Origin of the sequence: Nocardioides ureilyticus, from assembly GCF_051280745.1 — a bacterium.
Lineage (GTDB): Bacteria > Actinomycetota > Actinomycetes > Propionibacteriales > Nocardioidaceae > Nocardioides.
This window is the reverse complement of record NZ_JBNCOG010000006.1, coordinates 1-20,479: the sequence shown is the minus strand read 5'-3', so window position 1 is coordinate 20,479 and position 20,479 is coordinate 1. Positions and strand designations below refer to the sequence as shown.

Annotated in this window: 21 protein-coding genes and 3 riboswitches; of the genes, 9 read left to right on the top strand and 12 right to left on the bottom strand. The window is 76.3% G+C overall.

Annotation, left to right across the window (positions count from 1 at the left end):
* Positions 1–90 precede the first annotated feature (90 nt).
* Positions 91–283: riboswitch (cobalamin riboswitch) on the top strand.
* Between the two features lie 54 nt (positions 284–337).
* Genes ACSMHG_RS04800 through ACSMHG_RS04790 form a run of 3 tightly spaced genes read left to right on the top strand, consistent with a single transcriptional unit; the run spans position 338 to position 3,422 of the window.
* Positions 338–1,240 (top strand): ferredoxin-like domain-containing protein, encoded by a 903-nt coding sequence (locus ACSMHG_RS04800; RefSeq protein ID WP_435742285.1) that lies wholly within the window; start codon positions 338–340, stop codon positions 1,238–1,240.
* A complete protein-coding gene (locus ACSMHG_RS04795; RefSeq protein ID WP_435742284.1) occupies positions 1,237–1,893 on the top strand; it encodes a precorrin-8X methylmutase in 657 nt (218 codons plus the stop codon). The genes ACSMHG_RS04800 and ACSMHG_RS04795 overlap by 4 nt, the downstream gene beginning before the upstream one ends.
* Positions 1,890–3,422: a precorrin-2 C(20)-methyltransferase gene (locus ACSMHG_RS04790; protein WP_435742282.1), complete on the top strand. Its 1,533-nt coding sequence runs from the start codon at positions 1,890–1,892 to the stop codon at positions 3,420–3,422. Before ACSMHG_RS04795 ends, ACSMHG_RS04790 begins: the two co-directional genes overlap by 4 nt.
* Before the next feature lie 18 nt (positions 3,423–3,440).
* Here the strand turns inward: ACSMHG_RS04790 and ACSMHG_RS04785 are convergent, their stop codons facing one another.
* From ACSMHG_RS04785 to ACSMHG_RS04775, 3 genes are all read right to left on the bottom strand, one after another.
* Complete coding sequence (locus ACSMHG_RS04785) at positions 3,441–4,277, bottom strand: F510_1955 family glycosylhydrolase (protein WP_435742281.1); 837 nt, start codon at positions 4,275–4,277, stop codon at positions 3,441–3,443.
* Between the two features lie 67 nt (positions 4,278–4,344).
* Complete coding sequence (locus ACSMHG_RS04780) at positions 4,345–4,992, bottom strand: response regulator (protein ID WP_435742280.1); 648 nt, start codon at positions 4,990–4,992, stop codon at positions 4,345–4,347.
* Positions 4,989–6,182, bottom strand: coding sequence for a sensor histidine kinase (locus ACSMHG_RS04775; RefSeq protein WP_435742279.1), 1,194 nt, complete (start codon positions 6,180–6,182; stop codon positions 4,989–4,991). The genes ACSMHG_RS04780 and ACSMHG_RS04775 overlap by 4 nt, the downstream gene beginning before the upstream one ends.
* A gap of 129 nt (positions 6,183–6,311) precedes the next feature.
* Between ACSMHG_RS04775 and ACSMHG_RS04770 the strand changes: the two genes are divergently transcribed.
* Positions 6,312–6,707: a hypothetical protein gene (locus ACSMHG_RS04770; RefSeq protein ID WP_435742278.1), complete on the top strand. Its 396-nt coding sequence runs from the start codon at positions 6,312–6,314 to the stop codon at positions 6,705–6,707.
* Between the two features lie 52 nt (positions 6,708–6,759).
* Here the strand turns inward: ACSMHG_RS04770 and ACSMHG_RS04765 are convergent, their stop codons facing one another.
* Positions 6,760–7,725, bottom strand: a complete 966-nt coding sequence (locus ACSMHG_RS04765; RefSeq protein WP_435742277.1) for an LLM class flavin-dependent oxidoreductase — start codon at positions 7,723–7,725, stop codon at positions 6,760–6,762.
* A 275-nt stretch (positions 7,726–8,000) separates the two neighbouring features.
* Between ACSMHG_RS04765 and ACSMHG_RS04760 the strand changes: the two genes are divergently transcribed.
* The gene (locus ACSMHG_RS04760; protein ID WP_435742276.1) at positions 8,001–8,195 is read left to right on the top strand and encodes a hypothetical protein; all 195 of its coding nucleotides are present in this window, start codon (positions 8,001–8,003) and stop codon (positions 8,193–8,195) included.
* A gap of 53 nt (positions 8,196–8,248) precedes the next feature.
* Here the strand turns inward: ACSMHG_RS04760 and ACSMHG_RS04755 are convergent, their stop codons facing one another.
* Complete coding sequence (locus ACSMHG_RS04755; RefSeq protein WP_435742275.1) at positions 8,249–9,655, bottom strand: aminotransferase-like domain-containing protein; 1,407 nt, start codon at positions 9,653–9,655, stop codon at positions 8,249–8,251.
* Here ACSMHG_RS04755 and ACSMHG_RS04750 point away from each other — a divergent pair.
* Positions 9,654–10,655 (top strand): DMT family transporter, encoded by a 1,002-nt coding sequence (locus ACSMHG_RS04750; RefSeq protein WP_435742273.1) that lies wholly within the window; start codon positions 9,654–9,656, stop codon positions 10,653–10,655. The two genes, ACSMHG_RS04755 and ACSMHG_RS04750, sit on opposite strands and share 2 nt — an antisense overlap.
* Here the strand turns inward: ACSMHG_RS04750 and ACSMHG_RS04745 are convergent.
* Positions 10,598–10,966, bottom strand: coding sequence for a nuclear transport factor 2 family protein (locus ACSMHG_RS04745; RefSeq protein ID WP_435742272.1), 369 nt, complete (start codon positions 10,964–10,966; stop codon positions 10,598–10,600). The genes ACSMHG_RS04750 and ACSMHG_RS04745 overlap by 58 nt on opposite strands.
* Positions 10,967–11,044: 78 nt before the next feature.
* Here ACSMHG_RS04745 and ACSMHG_RS04740 point away from each other — a divergent pair, with 78 nt between their 5' ends.
* Together ACSMHG_RS04740 and ACSMHG_RS04735 are read left to right on the top strand one after the other, a co-directional pair.
* The gene (locus ACSMHG_RS04740) at positions 11,045–11,842 is read left to right on the top strand and encodes a MerR family transcriptional regulator (protein WP_435742271.1); all 798 of its coding nucleotides are present in this window, start codon (positions 11,045–11,047) and stop codon (positions 11,840–11,842) included.
* 61 nt (positions 11,843–11,903) lie between these two features.
* On the top strand, positions 11,904–13,199 hold the full coding sequence (locus tag ACSMHG_RS04735; protein WP_435742270.1) for a uracil-xanthine permease family protein: 1,296 nt from the start codon (positions 11,904–11,906) through the stop codon (positions 13,197–13,199).
* A gap of 33 nt (positions 13,200–13,232) precedes the next feature.
* Here the strand turns inward: ACSMHG_RS04735 and ACSMHG_RS04730 are convergent, their stop codons facing one another.
* The 6 genes from ACSMHG_RS04730 to cbiE all read right to left on the bottom strand — a co-directional run bounded on the left by ACSMHG_RS04730 (position 13,233) and on the right by cbiE (position 18,964).
* Positions 13,233–14,012, bottom strand: a complete 780-nt coding sequence (locus tag ACSMHG_RS04730) for an ABC transporter ATP-binding protein (protein WP_435742268.1) — start codon at positions 14,010–14,012, stop codon at positions 13,233–13,235.
* Positions 14,009–15,043, bottom strand: coding sequence for a FecCD family ABC transporter permease (locus tag ACSMHG_RS04725; protein WP_435742405.1), 1,035 nt, complete (start codon positions 15,041–15,043; stop codon positions 14,009–14,011). Before ACSMHG_RS04725 ends, ACSMHG_RS04730 begins: the two co-directional genes overlap by 4 nt.
* Positions 15,044–15,057: 14 nt before the next feature.
* Positions 15,058–16,071, bottom strand: coding sequence for an ABC transporter substrate-binding protein (locus ACSMHG_RS04720; protein ID WP_435742267.1), 1,014 nt, complete (start codon positions 16,069–16,071; stop codon positions 15,058–15,060).
* Between the two features lie 21 nt (positions 16,072–16,092).
* Positions 16,093–16,285: riboswitch (cobalamin riboswitch) on the bottom strand.
* Positions 16,282–16,890, bottom strand: coding sequence for a hypothetical protein (locus ACSMHG_RS04715; RefSeq protein ID WP_435742266.1), 609 nt, complete (start codon positions 16,888–16,890; stop codon positions 16,282–16,284). It overlaps the preceding riboswitch by 4 nt.
* Before the next feature lie 32 nt (positions 16,891–16,922).
* Positions 16,923–17,675, bottom strand: a complete 753-nt coding sequence (gene cobM, locus ACSMHG_RS04710) for a precorrin-4 C(11)-methyltransferase (RefSeq protein WP_435742265.1) — start codon at positions 17,673–17,675, stop codon at positions 16,923–16,925.
* Positions 17,672–18,964, bottom strand: a complete 1,293-nt coding sequence (gene cbiE, locus ACSMHG_RS04705) for a precorrin-6y C5,15-methyltransferase (decarboxylating) subunit CbiE (protein WP_435742264.1) — start codon at positions 18,962–18,964, stop codon at positions 17,672–17,674. Before cbiE ends, cobM begins: the two co-directional genes overlap by 4 nt.
* A 16-nt stretch (positions 18,965–18,980) precedes the next feature.
* Positions 18,981–19,147: riboswitch (cobalamin riboswitch) on the top strand.
* A 23-nt stretch (positions 19,148–19,170) separates the two neighbouring features.
* On the opposite strand from cbiE, the gene ACSMHG_RS04700 reads away from it, so the two are divergent.
* Positions 19,171–20,479 (top strand): magnesium chelatase ATPase subunit I (locus ACSMHG_RS04700; protein ID WP_435742263.1); only part of this gene is annotated, 1,309 nt, incomplete at its 3' end.

Here is a 20,479-nt window from a genome sequence, read left to right as displayed (position 1 = left end):
GCGGACGGCGTCACAGTGGCGGAACCGCCCCGGAGTCGCACCGGGTTCCTGGGGGTCCACGAGACGTGTCGGCGCTCAGCGTAGGGGACGCGTTAGGGTGGCCGCGCCAGTCGACCTCCAGGTGGGGGTCAGGGAACCCGGTGCGACTCCGGGACTGACGCGCAGCGGTGTGGGTGACGGGCGGGACGTGCCCTCGTGGCAGCCACTGGACCGGGAGGTCCGGGAAGGCGTCCCGTTCCGATCGATCCCGAGTCCGAAGACCTGCTGGCCCTTGCGGCACCAGCCGCGAGGTCGACCGGGCTCCGCGCACGAGCCCCTGACCTCCGCGAGGACCACCGTGCCCCCTCCCGCTCCCGCCGCGACCTCCCCGCGCACCCGGGCCGACCGCTGCCCCGGCGTGCTGCGCCCGTGGCCGGCCGACGACGGCGCGCTCGTCCGGCTCCGCCTGGTCGGCGGACGGGTCTCCCCCGGCGGCCTCGCGGCCGCGTCCGCCGTCGCCCAGCGGTACGGCGACGGCGACGTGCACCTGACCGGCCGGGCCAACCTGCAGCTGCGCGCGCTGCCGACCGCGCCCGACGGCTCCGACGGGCCGGTCCTCCTGGAGGTGGTCGCTGCTCTGGAGGCCGGGGGCCTGCTGCCCAGCCGCACCCACGAGCTGGTCCGGAACGTGCTCGTCTCCCCCGCCACCGGCCTCGCCGGCGGCCGCACCGACCTCCGCCCTCTCGCCGCCGAGCTGGACCGGCGGCTCTGCGCCGACCCCGCGCTGGCCGCGCTGCCGGGCCGGTTCCTGCTCGTGCTGGACGACGGCCGCGGTGACCTCGCCGACCGCCCCTGCGACCTGGGGCTGGTCGCGCTCGACGCGACGACGGCCCAGCTGCGGGTCGGCGCCGGCTGGGGGCCGGTCGTGCACCTGGCCGGCGCGCCGGCAGCGCTGCTCGGGCTCGCCCACGCCTTCCTGGCCGCCCGCGGCACCGGCCCCGAGGCCGCGTGGCACGTGACGGAGCTCGAGCACCCGCTCGACCACCCGCTGGCCCAGCCGGCCGCGGCCGACCCGCGTGCCGCCGTACGCACCGACCCGCTGCCGTACGGCGAGGGCCCGGCCGGCCTGCACGTCCCGGCGCCCGGCGGCGTGCTCGACGGCGCCGCGGTCGCGGACCTGGTCGAGCTGGCCGGCGAGCGGGAGCTGGTGGTCACCCCGTGGCGGGGCGTGCTGGTGCCGGCCGCAGGAGGCAGCCGGTGAACCCGCCCACCCGGCGCTACGAGTACGTCGCCGACGGCCCCGCCATCTACGTCGACTCCTTCGCCACCATCCGCCGCGAGGCCGACCTCACCGCCGTGCCGGCCGACGCGGAGAAGCTCGCGGTGCGGATGGTGCACGGCAGCGGCCAGGTCGACCTCGTCCGCGACCTGGTCGTCCACCCGGGGCTGGTCGAGGCCGCCCGCACCGCGCTGATGCTCGGCGCGCCCGTGCTGTGCGACGCGCGGATGGTCGCGATGGGCGTCACCGCCTCGCGGCTGCCCGCCGAGAACGAGGTGCTCTGCTCCCTCACCGACGAACGGGTGCCGGCCCTGGCCCAGGAGTGGGGCACCACCCGCAGCGCGGCGGCGGTCTCGCTGTGGGAGCCGCACCTCGACGGCGCGGTCGTCGCGATCGGCAACGCCCCCACCGCGCTCTTCCACCTGCTGGAGATGCTCGCCGACGGCGCGCCCCGGCCGGCGGCGATCATCGGCTGCCCCGTCGGGTTCATCGGCGCGGCGGAGTCGAAGGAGGCGCTGGCCTCGTTCGCCCGGGACCACGGCATCGACGTCCCGTTCGTCACCGTCCGCGGGCGCCGCGGCGGCTCCGCGATCACGTCCTCGGCGGTCAACGCGCTGGCCCAGGAGGCGGAGTGAGCACGCCGACCGGGCGCTTCGCCGGCGTGGGCGTCGGCCCCGGCGACCCGGAGCTGATCACGCTCAAGGCGGCCCGGCTGATCGGCGACGCCGACGTGGTCGCCTACCACGCCGGCGTCCGCAAGCAGTCGAACGCGCGCCGCATCGCCGCCGACCTGATCCGGCCGGGCACGGTCGAGGAGGAGCTGCGCTACCCGGTCACGACGGGCTCCACCGACCACCCAGGCGGGTACGCCGGCGCGATCGCGGATTTCTACGAGGAGTCCGCCGCGCGGCTGGCCGCGCACCTCGAGGCCGGCCGGGACGTGGTGCTGCTCGCCGAGGGCGACCCGCTCTTCTACGGGTCCTACATGTACATGCACGACCGTCTCGCCGAGCGGTTCCCCACCGAGGTGGTGCCGGGGGTGCCGGCGTTCGCGGCCGCGACCGCCGCCGTCGCCTCCCCGCTGGTGCGGCAGACCGACGTGCTGACCGTGCTGCCGGGCACGCTCCCGGCGCCGGAGCTGGCCCGCCGCCTGGCCGACACGGACGGCGCGATCATCATGAAGCTCGGCCGCACGTTCCCGGCCGTCCGCGCCGCGCTCGCCGAGGCGGGCCGGCTGGAGCAGGCGCTCTACGTCGAGCGCGCGTCGATGCCCGCCGAGCGGTGGCTCCCCGTGACCGACGTCGACCCCGGCTCGGTCCCGTACTTCTCGCTCATCGTGGTCCCCGGCGACTCCAAGCACGGCACCGGCCGGCGCACGGCTGCCGTCCCCGCTGCCGCCGAGGAGACCGCTCCCGCCGCGGCGACCAGGGCCGCCGCCGAGCTCCTCGTCGTCGGGCTCGGCCCGGGCCCCGACCACTGGCTCACCCCCGAGGCGTCGGCCGCGCTGGCCGAGGTCGACCACGTCGTCGGCTACGCGCCGTACGTCGCACGGGTGCCGCAGCGCGCCGGCCTCACCCGTCACGCCTCCGGCAACACCGTCGAGGTCGACCGCGCGCGCCTGGCCCTCGACCTGGCCGCACGCGGCGAGCGGGTCGCCGTGGTCTCGGGCGGGGACGCCGGGGTCTTCGGGATGGCCTCGGCGGTCTTCGAGGCGGCCGAGGACGCGGGGTACGCCGCAGTGCCGGTGCGGGTGCTGCCCGGGGTGAGCGCCGTGCAGGCCGTCGCGGCGCGGGCCGGGGCGCCGGTCGGGGCCGACTTCGCGGTGGTGAGCCTCTCGGACCGGCTCAAGCCGTGGCCCGTCCTGGAGCGACGGCTGCGGGCGGTCGCCGAGGCGGACCTGGTGCTGGCGGTCTACAACCCCGCGTCCCGCTCCCGCACCCACCAGGTGGTGGAGCTGCAGAAGGTCCTGCTCGAGCACCGCTCCCCGGACACGGTCGTGGTGGTCGGCCGCGACGTCGGCCGCGCGGAGGAGTCGCTGACGGTCACGACGCTCGCCGGCCTGGACACCGACACGGTGGACATGAAGTGCCTGCTCATCGTCGGGGCGTCGTCGACGCGGGTGACGCCGACCGGCCAGGTCTGGACGCCGCGGTACGTCGACTGAGCGACCGCCCGCGAGCGGTCAGGCGGTCGCGGGCTCGAAGGTGGCGCCGCCGTCGGTGGAGGTGAGGACCACCCCGCCCACGACCGCGTGGACGGTGTCGGCGTCCTGGGCGTGGAGCGCCTCGGGCACGCCGCCGAGGTCGCCGACCTCCTCGAGCGACGACGCGGCGGGCCCGGCGTACACGGTGCCGTCGGGGGCCGCGGCCAGGAGGGTGCCGTCCTCGGCCCAGGTGACCCGGAGCACCGCCGGTGCGCCGGCGACCGGCTCGAAGCTGCGTCCGCCGTCGGTGCTGAGCACGGGCCCGGCCTCGGTCGTCCCCAGCAGCGTGCCGGACTCCGTCGGGCTGACCGCGAGGTCGGCCATCGGCACGGCGGACCGGGTCTCCCAGGTCTCCAGGTCGCGGCTCACCATCAGTGCACCGGTGACGGAGTCGAGGCCGTAGACGGTGTCGTGGCGGTACTCCAGCGCGTGGAAGTCCGCCTCGCCGGCGAGCGACCGGGTGGACCAGGTCTTCCCGCCGTCGGTGGACTCGATGAGCCCGACCGAGCCGGGGCCACCCATGCCCTCGCCGGGGTGCCCGCTGGCGAGGAAGCGGCCGGGACCGGCGACGGTGAAGCCCATGAAGTCCTGGACCCGCCCACCCAGGGGGCCCTCCAGCCGGCCCTCGCCGACCTGGAAGAGCCCGTGGTGGCTGCCGGCGTAGAGCGCGCCGTCGGCGGGGTCGACGCCGAGGTCGTGCACGTGCGCGAGCCGCGGCGGGTCGTCGTCGGAGCCACAGCCGCCCAGCCCGGCGACGAGCGCCAGCCCGGCGAGGACCGCACCGGCTCGCCGAGCCGCGGTCAGGGTGGGGGCCATGGGGTTCCTCCGAGTGGTCGTCCGCCTCGAATGTAGCCAGGCGGGAAAGGCCGCCGGGGCGGTCCGTTCAGCCGTCGGCCAGGCCGTGCTCGTGGGCCAGCAGGACCGCGTGCACGCGGTCCCGGGCCCCCGACTTGGCCAGCACGCTGCGGACGTGGGACTTCACGGTGGCCATCGACAGGACGAGGTGGTCGGAGATCTCCGCGTTGGTGAGGCCCCGCGCCATCAGGCGCAACACCTCGCGCTCCCGGGGCGTGAGCGACGCCAAGCCGGCCGAGTCGGGACCGGCGGGCGGTCGCCGTTGCAGGAAGCGGTCGATCATCCGGCTCATCACCTGCGGTGCCAGCGGCGCCTCACCTGCGAGCGTGCCCTCGATCGCCGCCACCAGCCGGTCGGCCGAGGCGTCCTTGAGCAGGAAGCCCGCGGCGCCGGCGTGGAGGGCGTCGTAGACGTGCCGGTCGAGGTCGAAGGTGGTCAGCATGAGCACCCGGGTGGGCAGGTCGGCGGCCACGATGCGGCGCGTGCCCTCGACACCGTCGACATTGGGCATCCGCACGTCCATCAGCACCACGTCGGGGCGCAGACGGACGGCGGCCTCCGCAGCCTCGGCGCCGTCGGCGGCCTCGCCGACCACGTCGAAGCCGCGCAGCTCGAGGATCAGGCGCAGGCCGCTGCGGACCATCGTCTGGTCGTCGGCGACCAGCACGCTGGTCACCGCGCCGCCCCACCCGGGGCAGGCAGCCAGACCTCGACGGCGTAGCGGCCGTCGCAGGCGCCGGCCCGGAAGGTGCCGTTCAGGGACCGGGCGCGCTCCGCCATACCGGGCAGCCCGTGGCCGGGCCGGTCGCCGCTGGGCCCCGGTGACCGGTTGGTCGCGGTCACCCGGACACCGGCATCGGACCAGTCGACGCGGAGGGCGACCACCTCGTCGGGGGCGTGCTTGCCCGCGTTGGTGAGGCACTCCTGGACGATCCGGTTGACGGCCAGCCAGTGCTGCGGCGCATCGGTCCAGGGCGTGCCGGCGACGGTGAGCTCGTTGTCGATACCGTGCTCAGCGGCCCGTTCGCTGAGCTGGCGCAGGCCGCGCTCGTCGGCGTTGACCGCCTGCTCGCCGTCGCCGAGGAGGTCCAGGATCGCGCGCAGCTCCCGGTGTGCCCGCTGGGCTGTCTCCCGCACGGCCGCCAACGGTGCGCCGGCTCGCTCGGGCGCCAGCTCCAGCGCCTGCGCCGCGGCCTCGGACTGGATCGCCATGAGGGTGACCTCGTGGCCGACCACGTCGTGCAGGTCGCGCACGATCCGCTCCCGCTCGGCCCGCGTCGCCTCCCGGCGGACCCGCTCGCGTTCCTCTGCCAGGCGCCGACCGGCCCGGTGCTCCTCGTTCGCCATGAGACGTCCGATCGCGAAGGGGACGAGGATGAAGCACCAGAAGCCGGCCATCGCCACCAGCGTCTCGCCCGCCGGCAGGGGCAGCTGCGCGAGACCGGCCCGGACGTCGGCCTCCAGCAACAACGGCTCGAGGCGTGAGTCCGCCCGGTCGATCGCGAGCATGCCCACGGTCCCGGAGGCCAGCGCCCACCCGCAGGCGGCTGCGCGGCCGCGCTCGGCTCGCCGGCCGACGGAGAAGAACAGCAGGGCGCAGCAGACGTACCCGAGCACGAGGAACCGGTCGGTGGGAACCCACCACAGCGAGGAGCCCACGACCGCGGCGGTGACCGGGCGGGCCCGCCGCCAGGCCAGCGGCAGCACCGAGACCACGGCCAGGACGTACCCGAACCACGTGGTGCCCGGCTGCCCGAGCACCTGCACCGGGGCGACCGTCACCTGGACGAGCGAGACCACGAGGACCACGCCCGTCAGCACGGCGTCGGACCGCCGCACCCCACGCACCGACGTCCGGTATCGCACCTGCCGAGCCTAGGGGGCGCCGGACCGTGCCGTCCTCAGCCCAGGGGTTGAAGCAGAGTCCAGCCCCGACGCTGATGGCACCGGCCGGCGCCGCGCCTAGCGTCATCTCACCCGAGGAAAGGACCCGAGATGACGACGACCTCCGCAGTGCCGCTGCGCCGCAACCTCCCGCTGATCACCGCGCGCACGCTCTTCGCCCTGCTCGGCAGCGTGCAGGCGGTCGGGGCCACGATGTTCCTGCTGGTCGCCCCGGAGAACGCGGTGTGGGTCGGTCCGTGGCTCGACGTACCCGTGGTCGCCTGGACGCTGACCCAGATCGCCCTGCACCTCGCCGTGGGCTTCGCGCCGCGGCTCTCCGTGGCGCGCCGGACGACCATCGGCATCGTCGCGGTCGCGATGGGCACCCTGCTCACCCCGGTGAAGGTGTGGGCCTACGACGAGCCGGAGGCGGTCACGTTCCTCCTCGTCGACGCCGTGCTGCTCGTGCTGCTGCTGCTGGCGCGGCGACACGGCCGCGACAGGTGACGCCCGGAGCCGCGCGCCGCTGAGCCGGGCCCCGCCCCGACGACGGGGCGGGTCACCGCACGAGCGCCCGGACCGCGGCGTCGGAGGCGGCCAGGGCCTCGCGGTCGTACGTCGCTCCGGAGACCAGCAGCTCGTCGGCGCCGGTGCGCTCGACGAGCTCCTCGAGCCGGCGCCGCACCGTCACCGCGCTGCCCGCGACCGCACCGTCGAGGCCCCGCTCGACGCGGCGGGCGTCCTGGGCGTCCCACGCCCTCGCCCGGATGTCGGCCACCGGCTCGAGCGCGCCGAACACGCCCGTCCGCCGCGACCGCACCATCGCCCACACCTCCGGCAGCGCGAGGTCGCGGGCCTCCTCGTCGGTGTCGGCGACGAGCACGTCGAGCGAGACGATCACGTGCGGGGTGCTGCCGCGATGGGGCCGGAAGGAGCGCCGGTACGCCGCCATCCGCTCGCCGACGTCGGGCTCGCCGAGCACCGGGCCACCGACGACGAGCGGCAGGCCGAGCCGGGCGGCGACCTCGACCCCGCTGCCGGTGGCCAGCAGGAAGAGCGGGACCACGTCGTCGACGGCCGGGCGCGCGGTCACGGCGCTGCTGCGCTCGAGGAAGCCGCGGAGCTCGGCCACGTCGTCGGCGAAGGTGTCTGGCCCGTCCTCCTCGCGCAGGGCTCGGCGTACCGGCGCGGTGAAGCCCCGCGAGCGGCCGAGGCCCAGGTCGATCCGGCCCGGGTGCAGCGCGGCGAGCATGAGGAACTGCTCGGCCACCACGATCGGCTGGTGGTGGGGCAGCATGACGCCGCCGGAGCCGAGCCGGATCGTCGACGTCCGAGCGCCGATCGCGGCGAGCAGGACGGCCGGCGCACCGGAGGCGATCCCGGGCACGCCGTGGTGCTCGGCGACCCAGAACCGGTCGTAGCCCAGCCGCTCCGCCCCGACCGCCCGCTCCACCGAGTGGGTCAGCGCCGCGCCCTCCGGGGAGCCGGCACGGGTGCGGGACCGGTCGAGCAGCGACAGCCTCATGGCAGGTCCAACGGCGGACCGGCCGCCGGACTTCCCGACTCCGATCACTCCCGCGGGTGCCGAAGTACTGATGAAAGTGCACCGGCGGAGCCCCGGGCACCGCGTGGCCCCGCGTGGCCCCGCGTGCGCGGCCGGCCTTCTGTCAGTACTTCGGCAGCCCGCCTGTGGTCTAGGCAACAGGGGTTTTGCCCCGAATCGCTGCGCGCGGCCTGCCGAGGTGTCGAACAACCTGGCAGAGGGGACGAGCCCTTCGCCGAGCGGGGAGGAGGAGACAGATGAGCGCCGAGATCGTCACGTACTGCACGGACGGGTCCTGGTTCGTCCGCGTCGACGACGAGACCGCCGGCTCGCACGCCCTCCGCTTCTCCTCCGCCGTCGAGGCGGCCGCCATCGCCAGCCGCCTCGCCCAGCGTCTCGGGGTCGAGCAGGTCACCAGCTACGGCGCCGCGCCGCTGCGCTCGGCCGGCTGACGCCCCGCGCCCACCTCCCCGCGCCCACCTCCCCGCCCCCACTCCCCGCGGCCTCAGCCCTGCCGGCGCAGGGCCTCCTCGACGGTGCGGGCGGCCGAGGGGAAGCCGCCCGGGTCCGGCCCGCTGAAGTTGAGCCGCAGGTAGGGGCCCGACGGCTCGGTCGGGAACCACTCGTGGCCGGCGGTGACCCACACGCCCCCGGACTCGCAGTCCCGGACGACCTGCTCGGGGTCGGTGCCGTCCGGCAGCCGCGCCCACAGGTGCAGCCCCCCGGCGGGGACCAGGTCGACGTGGAGCGACGGGGCGTGCTCGCGCAGCCCGGCCGCCAGCAGGTCCCGGCGCTCCCGCAGCTGTCCGCGCAGCCGCCGCAGATGGCTCCGCCAGCCCGGGTCGCTGAGGACCTCGAGGGCGGCGTGCTGGAGCAGGCCGCTGACGTAGAGCGACTCCGCCGACCGGTCGGCCACCAGCCGTTCGAGGACCGGGCCGCGGGCGAGGACGGCGCCGACCCGGATCGTCGGCGACATGCTCTTGGTGAGCGAGCGGAGGTAGACCACGTGGCCGGAGTCGTCCTGGGTGGCGACGGGGAGCGGGTCGGTGTCGATGGCGAAGTCGTGGGCCCAGTCGTCCTCGACGAGGAAGGCCCCGTGGCCGCGGACCACGTCGAGGACGGTGGCCGCCCGGTCCGGCGACCACTGCACGCCGGTGGGGTTGGCGTAGCTGGGCTGGACGTACAGCGCGCGGGCGCCGGTCTCCCGCAGCGCCCGGTCGAGCTGGTCGGGGTCGGGCCCCTCGGAGTCGCTCGCGACGGGGACCGGCCGGGCGCCGGCCTGGTGGGCGGCGAGGATCGCGCCCCAGTACGTCGGGGACTCCATCAGCAGCGGCTGCCCCGGCGCGACCAGCGCCCGGAAGACCGACGTGAGTCCGCTCTGGCTGCCCGGCACGACGACCACGTCGTGGGCTCCAGGGCCGGAGAGGTGCGCGGGGGTCGCGGCGGCCACCTCGGCCGCGAACCAGGCACGCAGCTCGTGCAGCCCCGTCGCCGGCGGACGAGCGGTGGCGGCCGTCCCCCGGGCGGCGCGCACCAGGGCGGCGCGGACCAGCCGTTCGGGGAGCAGGCCGGGCTCGGGGTAGCCGGAGTGCAGGGCCTGGGCGTCGTCCGGGGCGGTGCGCAGCGCGCCGGCGACCCGGGGCAGCGAGCTGCGGGGCGCGCCGAGAGCGGCAGTTTGCCAGCCGTGGTCCTGCGGGCGGGCGGACCGCGTGGCGCGGACGAAGGTCCCGACGCCCGGGCGGCTCTCCACCAGGCCGGCGGCCGCCAACGTGCGCAGCGCCTTCTGCACGGTGACCGGGCTGGCGGCGTGCTCGGCGACGAGCTGCCGGGTCGAGGGCAGCCTCGCGCCGGGGGCAGCCGTGTCGATCCACTGACGGATCGCGTCGACGATCCGGCTGCTACTGTTGTCCATGACGGCTTACGATAGCGCTACTCGCCCACTCGACCCGCCGCTACCGGCGGTCTCGGCCGGCCTGGCGTGGGGCTTCGTCGGGGTGGCGGCCTTCTCCCTCACCGTGCCGCTCACGCGGATCGCGGTGGGCGGGCTCTCGCCGCTCTTCATCGGCTCGGGTCGTGCGGTGGTGGCCGCGCTGCTCGCGGCCGTGGTGCTGTCGGTCGCCCGCGCGGCGAGGCCCGCCGGTCGGCAGTGGCTGCGCGTCGGTGTGGTGGCGGCCGGCGTGGTGCTCGGGTTCCCGCTGCTGACGTCGTACGCCCTGACCGTGACGCCTGCCAGCCACGGCGCCGTGGTGATCGGCCTGCTGCCGGCAGTGACCGCGGTGGTGGCGGTGCTGCGCACCGGCGAGCACCCGACGCGAACGTTCTGGGTGTTCTCGCTGGCGGGCGCGGTGGCGACCGTCGCGTTCGCGGCGGCGACCAGCGGCGGGGCGGCCGGGCTCCACGCCGCCGACCTCCTGCTGCTGGGGGCGGTGGTCGCGGCGGCCGTCGGGTACGCCGAGGGCGGGCTGCTGGCGCGCGAGATCGGCTCGTGGCAGACCGTCTCGTGGGCGCTGGTCCTGGCGTCCCCGTTGATGCTGGCGCTCGCTGCGGTCGCGGTCGTGCGGCAGGCGCCCGACGCGACGGCGCCGCAGTGGGCCTGCTTCGGCTACCTCTCGGCGGTGAGCATGTTCTTGGGGTTCTTCGCCTGGTACCGCGGGCTCGCGATCGGGCCGATGGCCAAGGTGAGCCAGGTCCAGCTGCTGCAGCCGCTGCTCAGCCTGTGCTGGGCGGCGCTCCTGCTCGGCGAGCGGATCGGCTGGCTGACCGCGGTCGGCGGCCTCGTGGTCATCGCGTGCGCCGGCGGCGCGGTCCGCTCCCGGCTGGCGGTCACTCCGCGTGGGGCCGCGGCTGCCGTGCCTCAGGCGGGAGCGATCGTCAGCTCTGCGATGAGGTCGCCGTCCAGCCGGAAGCGGTAGTCCAGCTCGGCGACCCCTCCGGGGAAGTCTCCTTCGATCCGGTTGACCGCCACCCAGCGATCCTCGTCGATGCGTCGGGCGCCGACGAGCTCGGTCGTGTAGGTGAACTGGGCTCCGGCGTTGCGCAGGAAGTCGAGGATCTCGCCGGTGCCCCGGAACGTCCGGTTCTCGTCCACGACCACGGCGGCGGCGGTGAAGGTGCGGATCGCGGCGTCCGCCTCGCGCGCTGCGTGCGCGGCGAGGTAGGCGCGGATGGTGGCGGGCAGCTGCGTGGGCTCGATGGGCGTCGGTGCGGGCGTCGGTGCGGTCATGCCACCACGCTGCGGCGTCGCCCGGGTGGAGGGTCAAGCACTGGACTCTCTCGCAGGGAGAGGGTGCACACTGCGGGCATGCTGGCGATCGGCGAGTTCTCCCGGCTGACCCACCTGAGCATCCGCACCCTGCGCCGCTACCACGACGCGGACCTGCTCGTGCCCGCCACCGTCGACCCCGCGACCGGCTACCGCCGCTACAGCGCTGACCAGATCCCCACCGCTCAGGTCATCCACCGCCTGCGCGAGCTCGGCGTCCCCCTGGCCGAGGTCCGGCGCATCGTGGGCTCCCCCGACCCCGAGGCCCGCGCCGCCCTCGTCGCCGACCACCTGACCCGCCTCGAGTCCGAGCTGGACCGGACCCGCGCGGCCGTGGCGTCGCTGCGTCGGCTGCTGCACCCGAGCCCTGCACCGGTGGACGCGGACCTCCGTGCGGTGCCTCCGGCATCGGTGGCCGCCGTCGAGGACGACGTCGACCACGCCGACGTGCTCGCCTGGTACGCCGGCGCCATGGCCGAGCTCGACGCGGCCGTCGACCACCCGGCCGGCGCCCCGGGCGGGCTGTACGACAACGCCCTGTTCGAGACCGGCCACGGACACGTGCTCGTCTACCGACCGACGGCACGGCCGCCGAGCAGTGGCCGGGTCCGGCCGGTGACCCTCCCGGGCGCCGAGCTGGCCGTCGCCACGCACGTCGGCGCGCACGACGACATCGGCGTCACCTACGGCGAGCTCGGACGGTGGGTCGTGGCCAACGCGCTCGCCGTGGCCGGCCCGGTGCGCGAGACCTACCTCGTCGGCCCCCGGGACACTCCCGACCCCTCGGCCTGGCGGACGGAGATCGGCTGGCCCGTCTTCCGGGTCGCATCCCGCTGACCGCCGACTGCTCACCGGACCCGCCGTCGGGCCGCGGAGCCGCGGTGCGACGATTCGCGCCATGAGCCTCCCCTGGTCCCTGCACGGCGACGGCCGGACGGTCGCAGACGGCGCCATCGTCCGCCCCGAGGAGCGGCTGAGCTGGCCGCGCACGTGGGGGCTCGGCGCCCAGCACGTCGTGGCGATGTTCGGCGCGACGTTCCTGGTGCCGGTCATCACCGGCTTCCCGCCCACCACCACCCTGCTGTTCTCGGGCCTCGGCACGCTGCTCTTCCTGGCGCTGACCGGCAACCGGGTCCCGAGCTACCTCGGCTCCTCCTTCGCGTTCATCGCCCCGATCCTGGCGGCCGGCTCGATGGGCAACGCGCTCTTCGGCATCCTCGCCACCGGCCTCACCCTCACCGCAGTCGGCCTGGTCGTGCTGGTGACCGGCGCCCGGTGGATCGACGCCCTGATGCCGCCGGTGGTCACCGGCGCCATCGTCGCGCTCATCGGCCTCAACCTCGCCGGCGTCGCGACGACCAACGTCCAGGCCGCCCCGTGGACGGCGACCGTCACCCTGGCCGTCCTGCTCCTCGTGGCGGTCGCGCTGCGCGGCATGGCCGCCCGCCTGTCCATCCTCGTCGGGGTCGTCGTCGGCTACGTCTTCGCCGCCCTCGCCGGCGCGGTGGACCTCGACCCGGTCCGGCAGGCCGCGTGGTTCGGGCTGCCGGACTTCACCGCGCCGGACGCCTCGTGGCGGGTGCTGCCCGCCTTCCTGCCGGTGGTGCTGGTGCTCGTCGCGGAGAACGTCGGCCACGTGCGCACCGTCGCCCACCTGACCGAGGACCCCGAGGTCAACCGGCGCACCGGCCGGGCGCTGCTCGCCGACGGCCTGGCCACGACGCTCGCCGGCAGCGCCGGCGGCTCGGGCACGACGACGTACGGCGAGAACATCGGCGTGATGGCGGCGACCCGCGTCTACTCGACCGCGGCGTACTGGGTCGCCGGGATCGTCGCCGTCCTGCTCAGCCTCTCCCCGAAGGTGGGCGCGCTGGTCAACAGCATCCCGACCGGTGTCCTCGGCGGTGTCACCGTGGCGCTCTACGGGCTCATCGGGGTGATCGGCGTGAAGATCTGGACCGACAACGGCGTCGACTTCTCCCGGCCGGTCAACCAGTTCACCGCCGCGACCGCGCTGGTGATCGGGATCGGCGACCTCACGCTCGGGGGCGACACGGTCGTCGTCACCGGCATCGCGCTCGGCACGGTCGCGGCGCTGGTGGTCTTCCACGGCATGACCGCGGTGGAGCGGGTCCGGGGCGGCCAGGCGCCGCCGCCGCTGGACCCGCCGCCGGCCTCCACCGCCCCCGCCTGAGCGACCGGCCCCGGGGCTCCCGGTCGGTCACCGTCAGCCCAGGACGCCGTTCCACCGCACGTGCCGGCGCGGCCGCTGGGGATGCGGCTCGACGGCGACGTCGACGCCGTACACGTCGGCGACGAGCCCCGGCGTGAGGACGTCGGCGACGGGGCCGTGGGCGACGAGCCGGCCGTCGCGGAGGACGACGAGGTCGTCACAGTAGGCCGCGGCGAGCTCGAGGTCGTGCAGCGCGGCGACCACCGTCAGACCCAGGCCGCGGACCCGGCCGAGGAAGTCGAGCTGGTGCCGCAGGTCGAGGTGGTTGGTCGGCTCGTCGAGCAGCAGCACGTGCGGCTCCTGCGCGAGGGCCCGCGCCAGCTGGGTGCGCTGGCGCTCACCCCCGGAGAGCGTCCCCCACGTGCGGTCGGCGAGGTGGTCGACGTACGCCGCGCGCATCGCGTGCTCGACGACACCGGCGCCCTCCGAGCCGTCCGGCAGCAGCCGCGACCGGTGCGGGATCCGGCCCAGCTCCACCACCTGGCGCACCGTCAGCCCGAGGCTCGTCGTCGCGTCCTGCTCCACGAGCGCGATGGTCCGCGCCCGGGCCCGCGGCCGCAGCCCGTGCACATCGGCGCCGCCCACCAGCACCCGCCCGGACGTCGGCCGCCGCAGGCCGGCGAGCAGGTGCAGCAGCGTGGTCTTGCCCGAGCCGTTCGGCCCGAGCAGCCCCGTGACCCGCCCCGGCCGGCAGGCGAGGGTGAGGTCTCGCAGGACCTCGCTCCCCGACACCACCCACGACAGGTCGGCCACCTCGACGTCCGGCGAGGTCATCCGTCCTCCCCCGACCGGCGCAGCAGCCACGCGAAGAACGGCGCGCCCACCACGGCGGTCACCACCCCGATCGGCACCTCCTGCCCGTCGACCAGCGACCGCGCGAGCGTGTCGGCCCACACCAGCAGCACCGCTCCCAGCAGCGCCGACATCGGCAGCACCACCCGGTGCCGCGGCCCGGTGAGCAGCCGGACGACGTGCGGCACCACCAGCCCGACGAAGCCGATCGCCCCGGCGTGGGCCACCAGGCAGGCGGTCACCAGCGCCGTGCCGACCATCAGCGTCCACCGCACCCGGCCCACCGCGACGCCCAGCGACCGGGCCGACGCCTCCCCGAACGCGAACGCGTCCAGCTCGTCGGCGAACGCCACCAGCACCACCGTCGCCACCAGCGCCACCACCGCGACGAAGACCGCCGACCCCCAGCGCAGCCCGGCGACCGAGCCGAGCGTCCAGGTCAGCACCCGCCGCGCCGCGTCGCTGTCGCCGGTCGTGATCACCAGCAGCGAGGTGTACGCCGCACACACCTGCGCCACCGCGATCCCGGCCAGCACCACCCGGGTCGGCGACAGCGAGGCCCGCCGGCCGGTGGCGAGCGCGAGCACGAGCGCCAGCGAGCCCAGCGCCCCGACGAACCCGGCCGCGGTGACGGCGGCCGAGCCGGCCAGCCCCGCGAACGAGACCCCGAGCACGATCACCGTCACCGCCCCCACCGCGGCGCCGCTGGAGATGCCCAGCAGGTAGGGGTCGGCCAGGTCGTTGCGGGTCAGCGACTGCAGCACCGCCCCGCACACCGCCAGCCCCGCGCCCACGGCTGCCGCGCCCAGCACCCGCGGCAGCCGCAGCTGCCAGACGATCTGGTCGGCCAGCGGCGTGACGTCGTGCGCGCCGAGGTGGAGCCGGCGCAGCACCACCGCCAGCACGTCGCCGACCGGCACCGCGACCGACCCGATCCCGAGGGCGACGGCCATGCTCGCCACCAGCAGGGCGGTGGCGATCAGGCCGGCGAGCACCGGGGCCGCGGGCGCCACAAGGGCGCGGGAGGTCACGAGGACAGGTCGGCGAGCTGGGCGGCGAACGACGCGGCGCCGTCCACGAGCGTGACGCCCGGGGTGGACTGCGAGTAGGGCACGGTGACGAACCGCCCCTCGCGCACCGCGCGCAGCCGGGAGAGCACCGGGTCACCCTCGAGGTAGGCGATCTTCTCCTCCGCGGTCGACCACCCCGCGTCGGCCAGGGCGATCACGTCAGGATCGGCGGCGACCACCTGCTCCCAGCTGACCTCCTCCCAGCCGCCGTCCATGCCGGCGAAGATGTTGGTGGCGCCGGCGGCCTCGACGACCAGCTGGGGGCCGCCGTCGCCCACCCCGACCAGCGGGGCCTTGTCGCCGGAGTCGTACCAGAGCACCGACAGCCCGGCGCCCGGGTCGTCCTCGGCGATCCGGTCGAGCGTCGCCCGCTGCTCGGCGACCAGCGCACCGGCCTCCTCCGCCACGTCGAAGGCCGCGCCGACCGCCTCGATCTCCGCCCACACCGACTCGAACGACGTCTCCGGGCGCTGCGCCTCGTCGGCGCACCCGAGCGGCGAGAGGTAGGCGGCGGTCCCCGCCCGCTCCAGCTCCGCCGGGGAGCCGGCGACGGCGGGGTCGAACGCGCTCGGGTAGGAGGCGTAGACGAAGTCCGGCGCGGCCGCGAGGAGCTCCTCGCGGGTCGGGTACTCCGCCGAGAGCACCGGCACCTCGGCGTACGCCTCGGCCCAGCGCTGCGGCGGCTCGGCGTCGTCGAGGTAGGCCGTGCCGGCCATCCGGTCCTCCAGGCCGAGCGCGAGCAGCACCTCCGTCGCGCCCTGGTTGAGCGTCACGGCGCGCTGCGGCGGCGCCTCGACGGTGGCGGTGTGGCCGCAGGAGCTGATCTGGACGGGGTACGCCGGGTCGTCGGCGGCGGCGCGGGCCTCGGCCTGCGGGGCGCCGGCGCACCCGCCGAGCGCGAGCGCCGTCGCGGCGGCCAGGGCGGCGGTGGTAAGTGCTGACGGGACGGCAGGCAGGGGTCGGCTGCGCATGATGTTCTCCAAAACCCTCGTGGAACATGACACGCCGTGGCCGGTCTCCTGGCTTCCGTCTCGGCGCCCGGCGGTCGACCTTCCCGGGCTCGCGCCCAGTGGCCCGCAACGACCGGGGTCGCTGCGCGAGGACCGTCGTGCTCGACGGCTACAGTGGCGAGGGCCGCGCCGGCATCAGACCGGCTTCCCGAACACCACGGCTCCCGCAACCTAGCGCATCGGCCGGTCCCCGCCGGGCCGCACCCGGCGGGACGGACGCCGGAGCAGCGCCAGCACGACCGCGGCCACGAGGGCGAGCAGCCCCGCGACGCCGAGCGCGGCCGGCAGTGCGGCCCACTGCCCGAGCGAGGCGAGGAACGGCGGCGTGCGGGGCGCCGGCTCGACCATCACGTCGGTGTACTGCCGCGTGCTGGGGCGGTCGCAGGTGACCTCGACGGTGGCGCTCGGGGCCTCGAACGTCCACCTGCCCACCCAGTCCCCTGCCGTCCCGAACTCTCGTCGGTGGCTGGAGTCGGTGGTGCGGACCTCCAGCTGCTCATCCGAGGCGGGGTCGGTGACCCGGCACGTCGGCGACACGATCGACTCGTCGTCCCAGACCATCGCGCGCCCCGGGCTGCCGAGGTCGACGAGGTGCGACTGACCGTCCACGGGTACCGCCGCCTCGTCGGGCCACGGGTAGCCGTCGAGGGTCCGCAGCGAGAGGCCGACGTACGCCGCCAGCGCGGCCAGCACCAGGACGACCCCGGCGACGCCCAGGGCGCCGGTCCGCAGCATCCAGCCCCGCGTGCCGGCGTCGAGCACCGGCGGGGTCGAGGTCATGGCCCCCAGCCTCGCACGGGCCGGTCGCGAGGTCAGCGCTTCGACGCGCGTTCGCGGGCCGGGTCGTAGAGGTAGGACTCCCCGCCACCGGACGGGTCGAGCGCCCGCCCGACGAGGATCACCGCGGCCTGGCGCAGCCCGGCCGCCTCGACCCGGTCGGCGATGTCGGCGACGGTGCCGCGCAGCACCAGCTCCTCGGGCTGGCTGGCGCGGTGGACGACCACCACGGGGCAGTCGGCGCCGTACTCGCCCGCCAGCTCGGCCATCAGCTCCCGCGTCCGGGTGATCGCCAGGTGCAGCACCAGCGTCGCGCGGGTGGCGGCGAAGGCGGCCAGCGACTCGGTCTCCGGCATCGCCGTCGACCGGGCTTGGGCCCGGGTGAGGACCACGGACTGCGCGACGAGCGGCACGGTCAGCTCCCGGCCGACGCGGGCGGCGGCCGCGGCGTACGCCGCCACGCCGGGCGTCACGTCCCACGGGACGCCCGCGGCGTCGAGCCGGCGGGTCTGCTCGGCCAGCGCGGAGTAGACCGACGGGTCGCCCGAGGTCAGCCGCACCACGACGGCGCCCGCGGCGTGGCCCTCGAGCATCGCGGCGGTGATCTGGTCGAGGTCGAGCGCCTGGGTGTCGACCAGCCGGGCGTCGGCGCGGCAGTGGCCGAGCACCTCGGCGTCGAGGTAGGTGCCCGGGTAGAGCACCACGTCGGCGGCCCGCAGGAGGTCGACCGCCCGCAGGGTCAGCAGGTCGGCGGCGCCCGGTCCGGCGCCCACGAAGTGCACGGTCACGTGGGTTGCTCCTCCTCGGCGTGGGACGGGCCCACCGGCCCTGCGATGGGTGAGGCCCACGCCCACTGGGTGACGGTCCGCGCCGGCGTCCAGCCGGTGAAGGACCCGATCGGCGCGGCGTGCTCCACCGCGACCCTGGTCAGCTCGCCGCCGTGCGCGGCGTGGGCGGCGGCCAGCACCGCCTCGGTCTCCAGCGTCACGCCGTGGACCACCAGCCGGCCACCGGGGCGCAGCCGCTCGCGGCACAGGTCCAGCAGCCCGGGCGCGGTCGCCCCGCCGCCGACGAAGACGGCGTCCGGGTCCGGCAAGTCGGCGAGGGCGTCGGGGGCGCGGCCGGTGACGACCGCCAGGGCCGGTACGCCGAGGGCGCCGGCGTTCCGCGCGACCCGCTCCGCCCGCACGGGGTCGGCCTCGACGGCGACCGTCCGGCAGGTGGCGTGCGCCCGCATCCACTCGATGCCGACCGAGCCGGCCCCGGCGCCGACGTCCCACAGCAGCTGGCCCGGTTGCGGGGCCAGCCTCGCCAGCGCGACCGCACGCAGGTCGCGCTTGGTGAGCTGGCCGTCGTGCTCGAACGCCTCGTCGGGCAGGCCGGCCACCCACGACCCGACGACCGGGCCGGCCAGCTCCAGGGCCAGCACGTGCAGCCGCGGGCCGCCGCCCGACCAGCGCGCGGCGGTCGACTCGACCCGGCTCTCCTCGGGCGCGCCGAGGTCGCCGAGGACGACCAGCCGGCTCCCGCCGTACCCGTGGTCGGTGAGCAGCCGGGCGACCTCACCGGGCGTCCGCTCGTCGGAGGAGAGCACCAGCACCCGGCGGCCGGGCGCGAGCTCGCGCAGCACCGCCCGGGCGTCGCGGCCCACCAGGCTGACCACCGCGGCCGACTCCGCGGACCAGCCCATCCGGGCCCGGGCCAACGCCACCGACGAGACCGCCGGGACCACCTCGACCGCCTCGGCGCCCACCAGGTCGACCACCGTCGTGCCGACGCCGGAGACCAGCGGGTCGCCGGAGGCGAGCACCACCAGCCGGGCGCCGGCGTGCTCGGCCAGGAGACGGCGGAGGCCGTCTCGGAACGGCGTGCCCCACGCCTCGCGGACCTGCCCGGCGACCGCCGGCAGCAGGGCGAGGTGGCGGGCGCCGCCCAGCACGACGTCCGCGGCGAGGAGCCGCGCGCGGACCGGCTCCGGCATCCCGGACCACCCGTCGGCGCCGATGCCGACGACGGCCACCGCGGCAGTCGGGGACCCCTCCGGACGACCGGAGGGTGGCGGGGTGGTGGCGGGCACGGGGCGCGACGCTATCGTGACGCCCCTGCCACGAGGTGCCCCGACGTCCGGCTCGCGAGAGACGGCCCGAGGGGAGAATCTGGGAAGCCGGTGGAAGTCCGGCACAGGCCCGCTGCGGTGACCGGGACGGCGCGAGAGCGCCGGTCCGGAAGTCCGAAGACCGGCCTCGTGGCCCCCATCCGATGGCGGACGAGCGGGAGCCTCTCATGCCACAGCACTACCCCTTCACGGCCGTCGTCGGCCACGACACCGACGACCTCGCCCTGGCCCTCCTCCTCACCACGATCTCCCCCGAGGTCGGCGGCGTGCTGGTGCGCGGCGAGAAGGGCACGGCGAAGTCCACCTCCGTCCGGGCGCTGGCCGCGGTCCTCCCACCGATCGAGGTGGTCGCGGGCGACCGCTTCTCCTCCGACCCGCGCGACGCCGCACCGCTCTCCCCCGACGGCCCGTTCCCCGCCGACGCCCCGACCGAGTCGCGGCCGGTCCGGCTGGTGGAGCTCCCGGTCGGCGCCACCGAGGACCGCGTGCTCGGCTCGCTGCACCTGGAGAAGGCGCTGGCCGAGGGGCGCGCGGAGTACGAGCCCGGCCTGCTCGCCCGGGCCCACCGCGGCATCCTCTACGTCGACGAGGTCAACCTCCTCCACGACCACCTCGTCGACCTGCTCCTCGACGCCGCCGCCATGGGCCGCGCCAGCATCGAGCGCGACGGGGTCTCGGTCGAGCACGCCGCCCGGTTCGTCCTCGTCGGCACCATGAACCCCGAGGAGGGCGAGCTCCGCCCGCAGCTGCTCGACCGGTTCGGCCTCGCCGTCGAGGTCACCGCGCCCCGCGAGCCGGCGGTCCGCGCCGAGGTGGTCCGGCGGCGGATGGCCTTCGACGCCGACCCGGCCGGCTTCGCCGCGGCGTACGAGGCCAGCGAGCGCGCGCTGCGCGAGCGCCTGGCCGCGGCCCAGCGGCTGCTGCCGTCGGTCGAGCTCTCCGACGCCGCGCTGCTGAGGATCGCCGAGGTGTGCGCGGCGTTCGAGGTCGACGGCCTGCGCGCCGACATCGTCACCGCCCGCACCGCCGTCGCCCACGCCGCCTGGGCCGGCCGCGACCGGGTGACCCTCGAGGACATCCGGGTCGCGGCGCGGCTGGCCCTGCCGCACCGGCGCCGGCGCAACCCGTTCGACGCCCCCGGCCTCGACGAGGAGCTGCTCGAGGAGGCGCTGGGCAGCGACGAGCCCGACCCGGAGCCCGACCCCGACGACGATCCCGATCCCGATCCCGACCCTGGCCCCGGCGGCCCGGGTGACTCCGGCGAGGGGCCCGACGACAGCTCTGCCGACGGATCCGGGCCCGACCCGTCCGAGGCCGGCGCCGACGAGGCTCCGGACCCGGCCGGCGAGCAGCCGTCCCCCGCCCCCTCCCCGGCCCCCTCCCCGGCCGCGCCCGCACCGTCGGCCACGGTCGCCGCCGACACCCCCTATCGCGCCCGCCTCGTGAGCGCCGCCGGCACCGGCCGCGGCGAGGCCG

What these genes read in the sequence shown, in the direction of transcription:
- ACSMHG_RS04720 (WP_435742267.1), bottom strand. Translation starts at nt 16,071, where the DNA reads ATGCGCAGCCGACCCCTGCCTGCCGTCCCGTCAGCACTTACCACCGCC.
- ACSMHG_RS04785 (WP_435742281.1), bottom strand. Translation starts at nt 4,277, where the DNA reads ATGGCCCCCACCCTGACCGCGGCTCGGCGAGCCGGTGCGGTCCTCGCC.
- ACSMHG_RS04760 (WP_435742276.1), top strand. Translation starts at nt 8,001, where the DNA reads ATGAGCGCCGAGATCGTCACGTACTGCACGGACGGGTCCTGGTTCGTC.
- ACSMHG_RS04765 (WP_435742277.1), bottom strand. Translation starts at nt 7,725, where the DNA reads ATGAGGCTGTCGCTGCTCGACCGGTCCCGCACCCGTGCCGGCTCCCCG.
- ACSMHG_RS04755 (WP_435742275.1), bottom strand. Translation starts at nt 9,655, where the DNA reads ATGGACAACAGTAGCAGCCGGATCGTCGACGCGATCCGTCAGTGGATC.
- ACSMHG_RS04745 (WP_435742272.1), bottom strand. Translation starts at nt 10,966, where the DNA reads ATGACCGCACCGACGCCCGCACCGACGCCCATCGAGCCCACGCAGCTG.
- ACSMHG_RS04735 (WP_435742270.1), top strand. Translation starts at nt 11,904, where the DNA reads ATGAGCCTCCCCTGGTCCCTGCACGGCGACGGCCGGACGGTCGCAGAC.
- ACSMHG_RS04740 (WP_435742271.1), top strand. Translation starts at nt 11,045, where the DNA reads ATGCTGGCGATCGGCGAGTTCTCCCGGCTGACCCACCTGAGCATCCGC.
- ACSMHG_RS04715 (WP_435742266.1), bottom strand. Translation starts at nt 16,890, where the DNA reads ATGACCTCGACCCCGCCGGTGCTCGACGCCGGCACGCGGGGCTGGATG.
- ACSMHG_RS04730 (WP_435742268.1), bottom strand. Translation starts at nt 14,012, where the DNA reads ATGACCTCGCCGGACGTCGAGGTGGCCGACCTGTCGTGGGTGGTGTCG.
- ACSMHG_RS04770 (WP_435742278.1), top strand. Translation starts at nt 6,312, where the DNA reads ATGACGACGACCTCCGCAGTGCCGCTGCGCCGCAACCTCCCGCTGATC.
- ACSMHG_RS04750 (WP_435742273.1), top strand. Translation starts at nt 9,654, where the DNA reads ATGACGGCTTACGATAGCGCTACTCGCCCACTCGACCCGCCGCTACCG.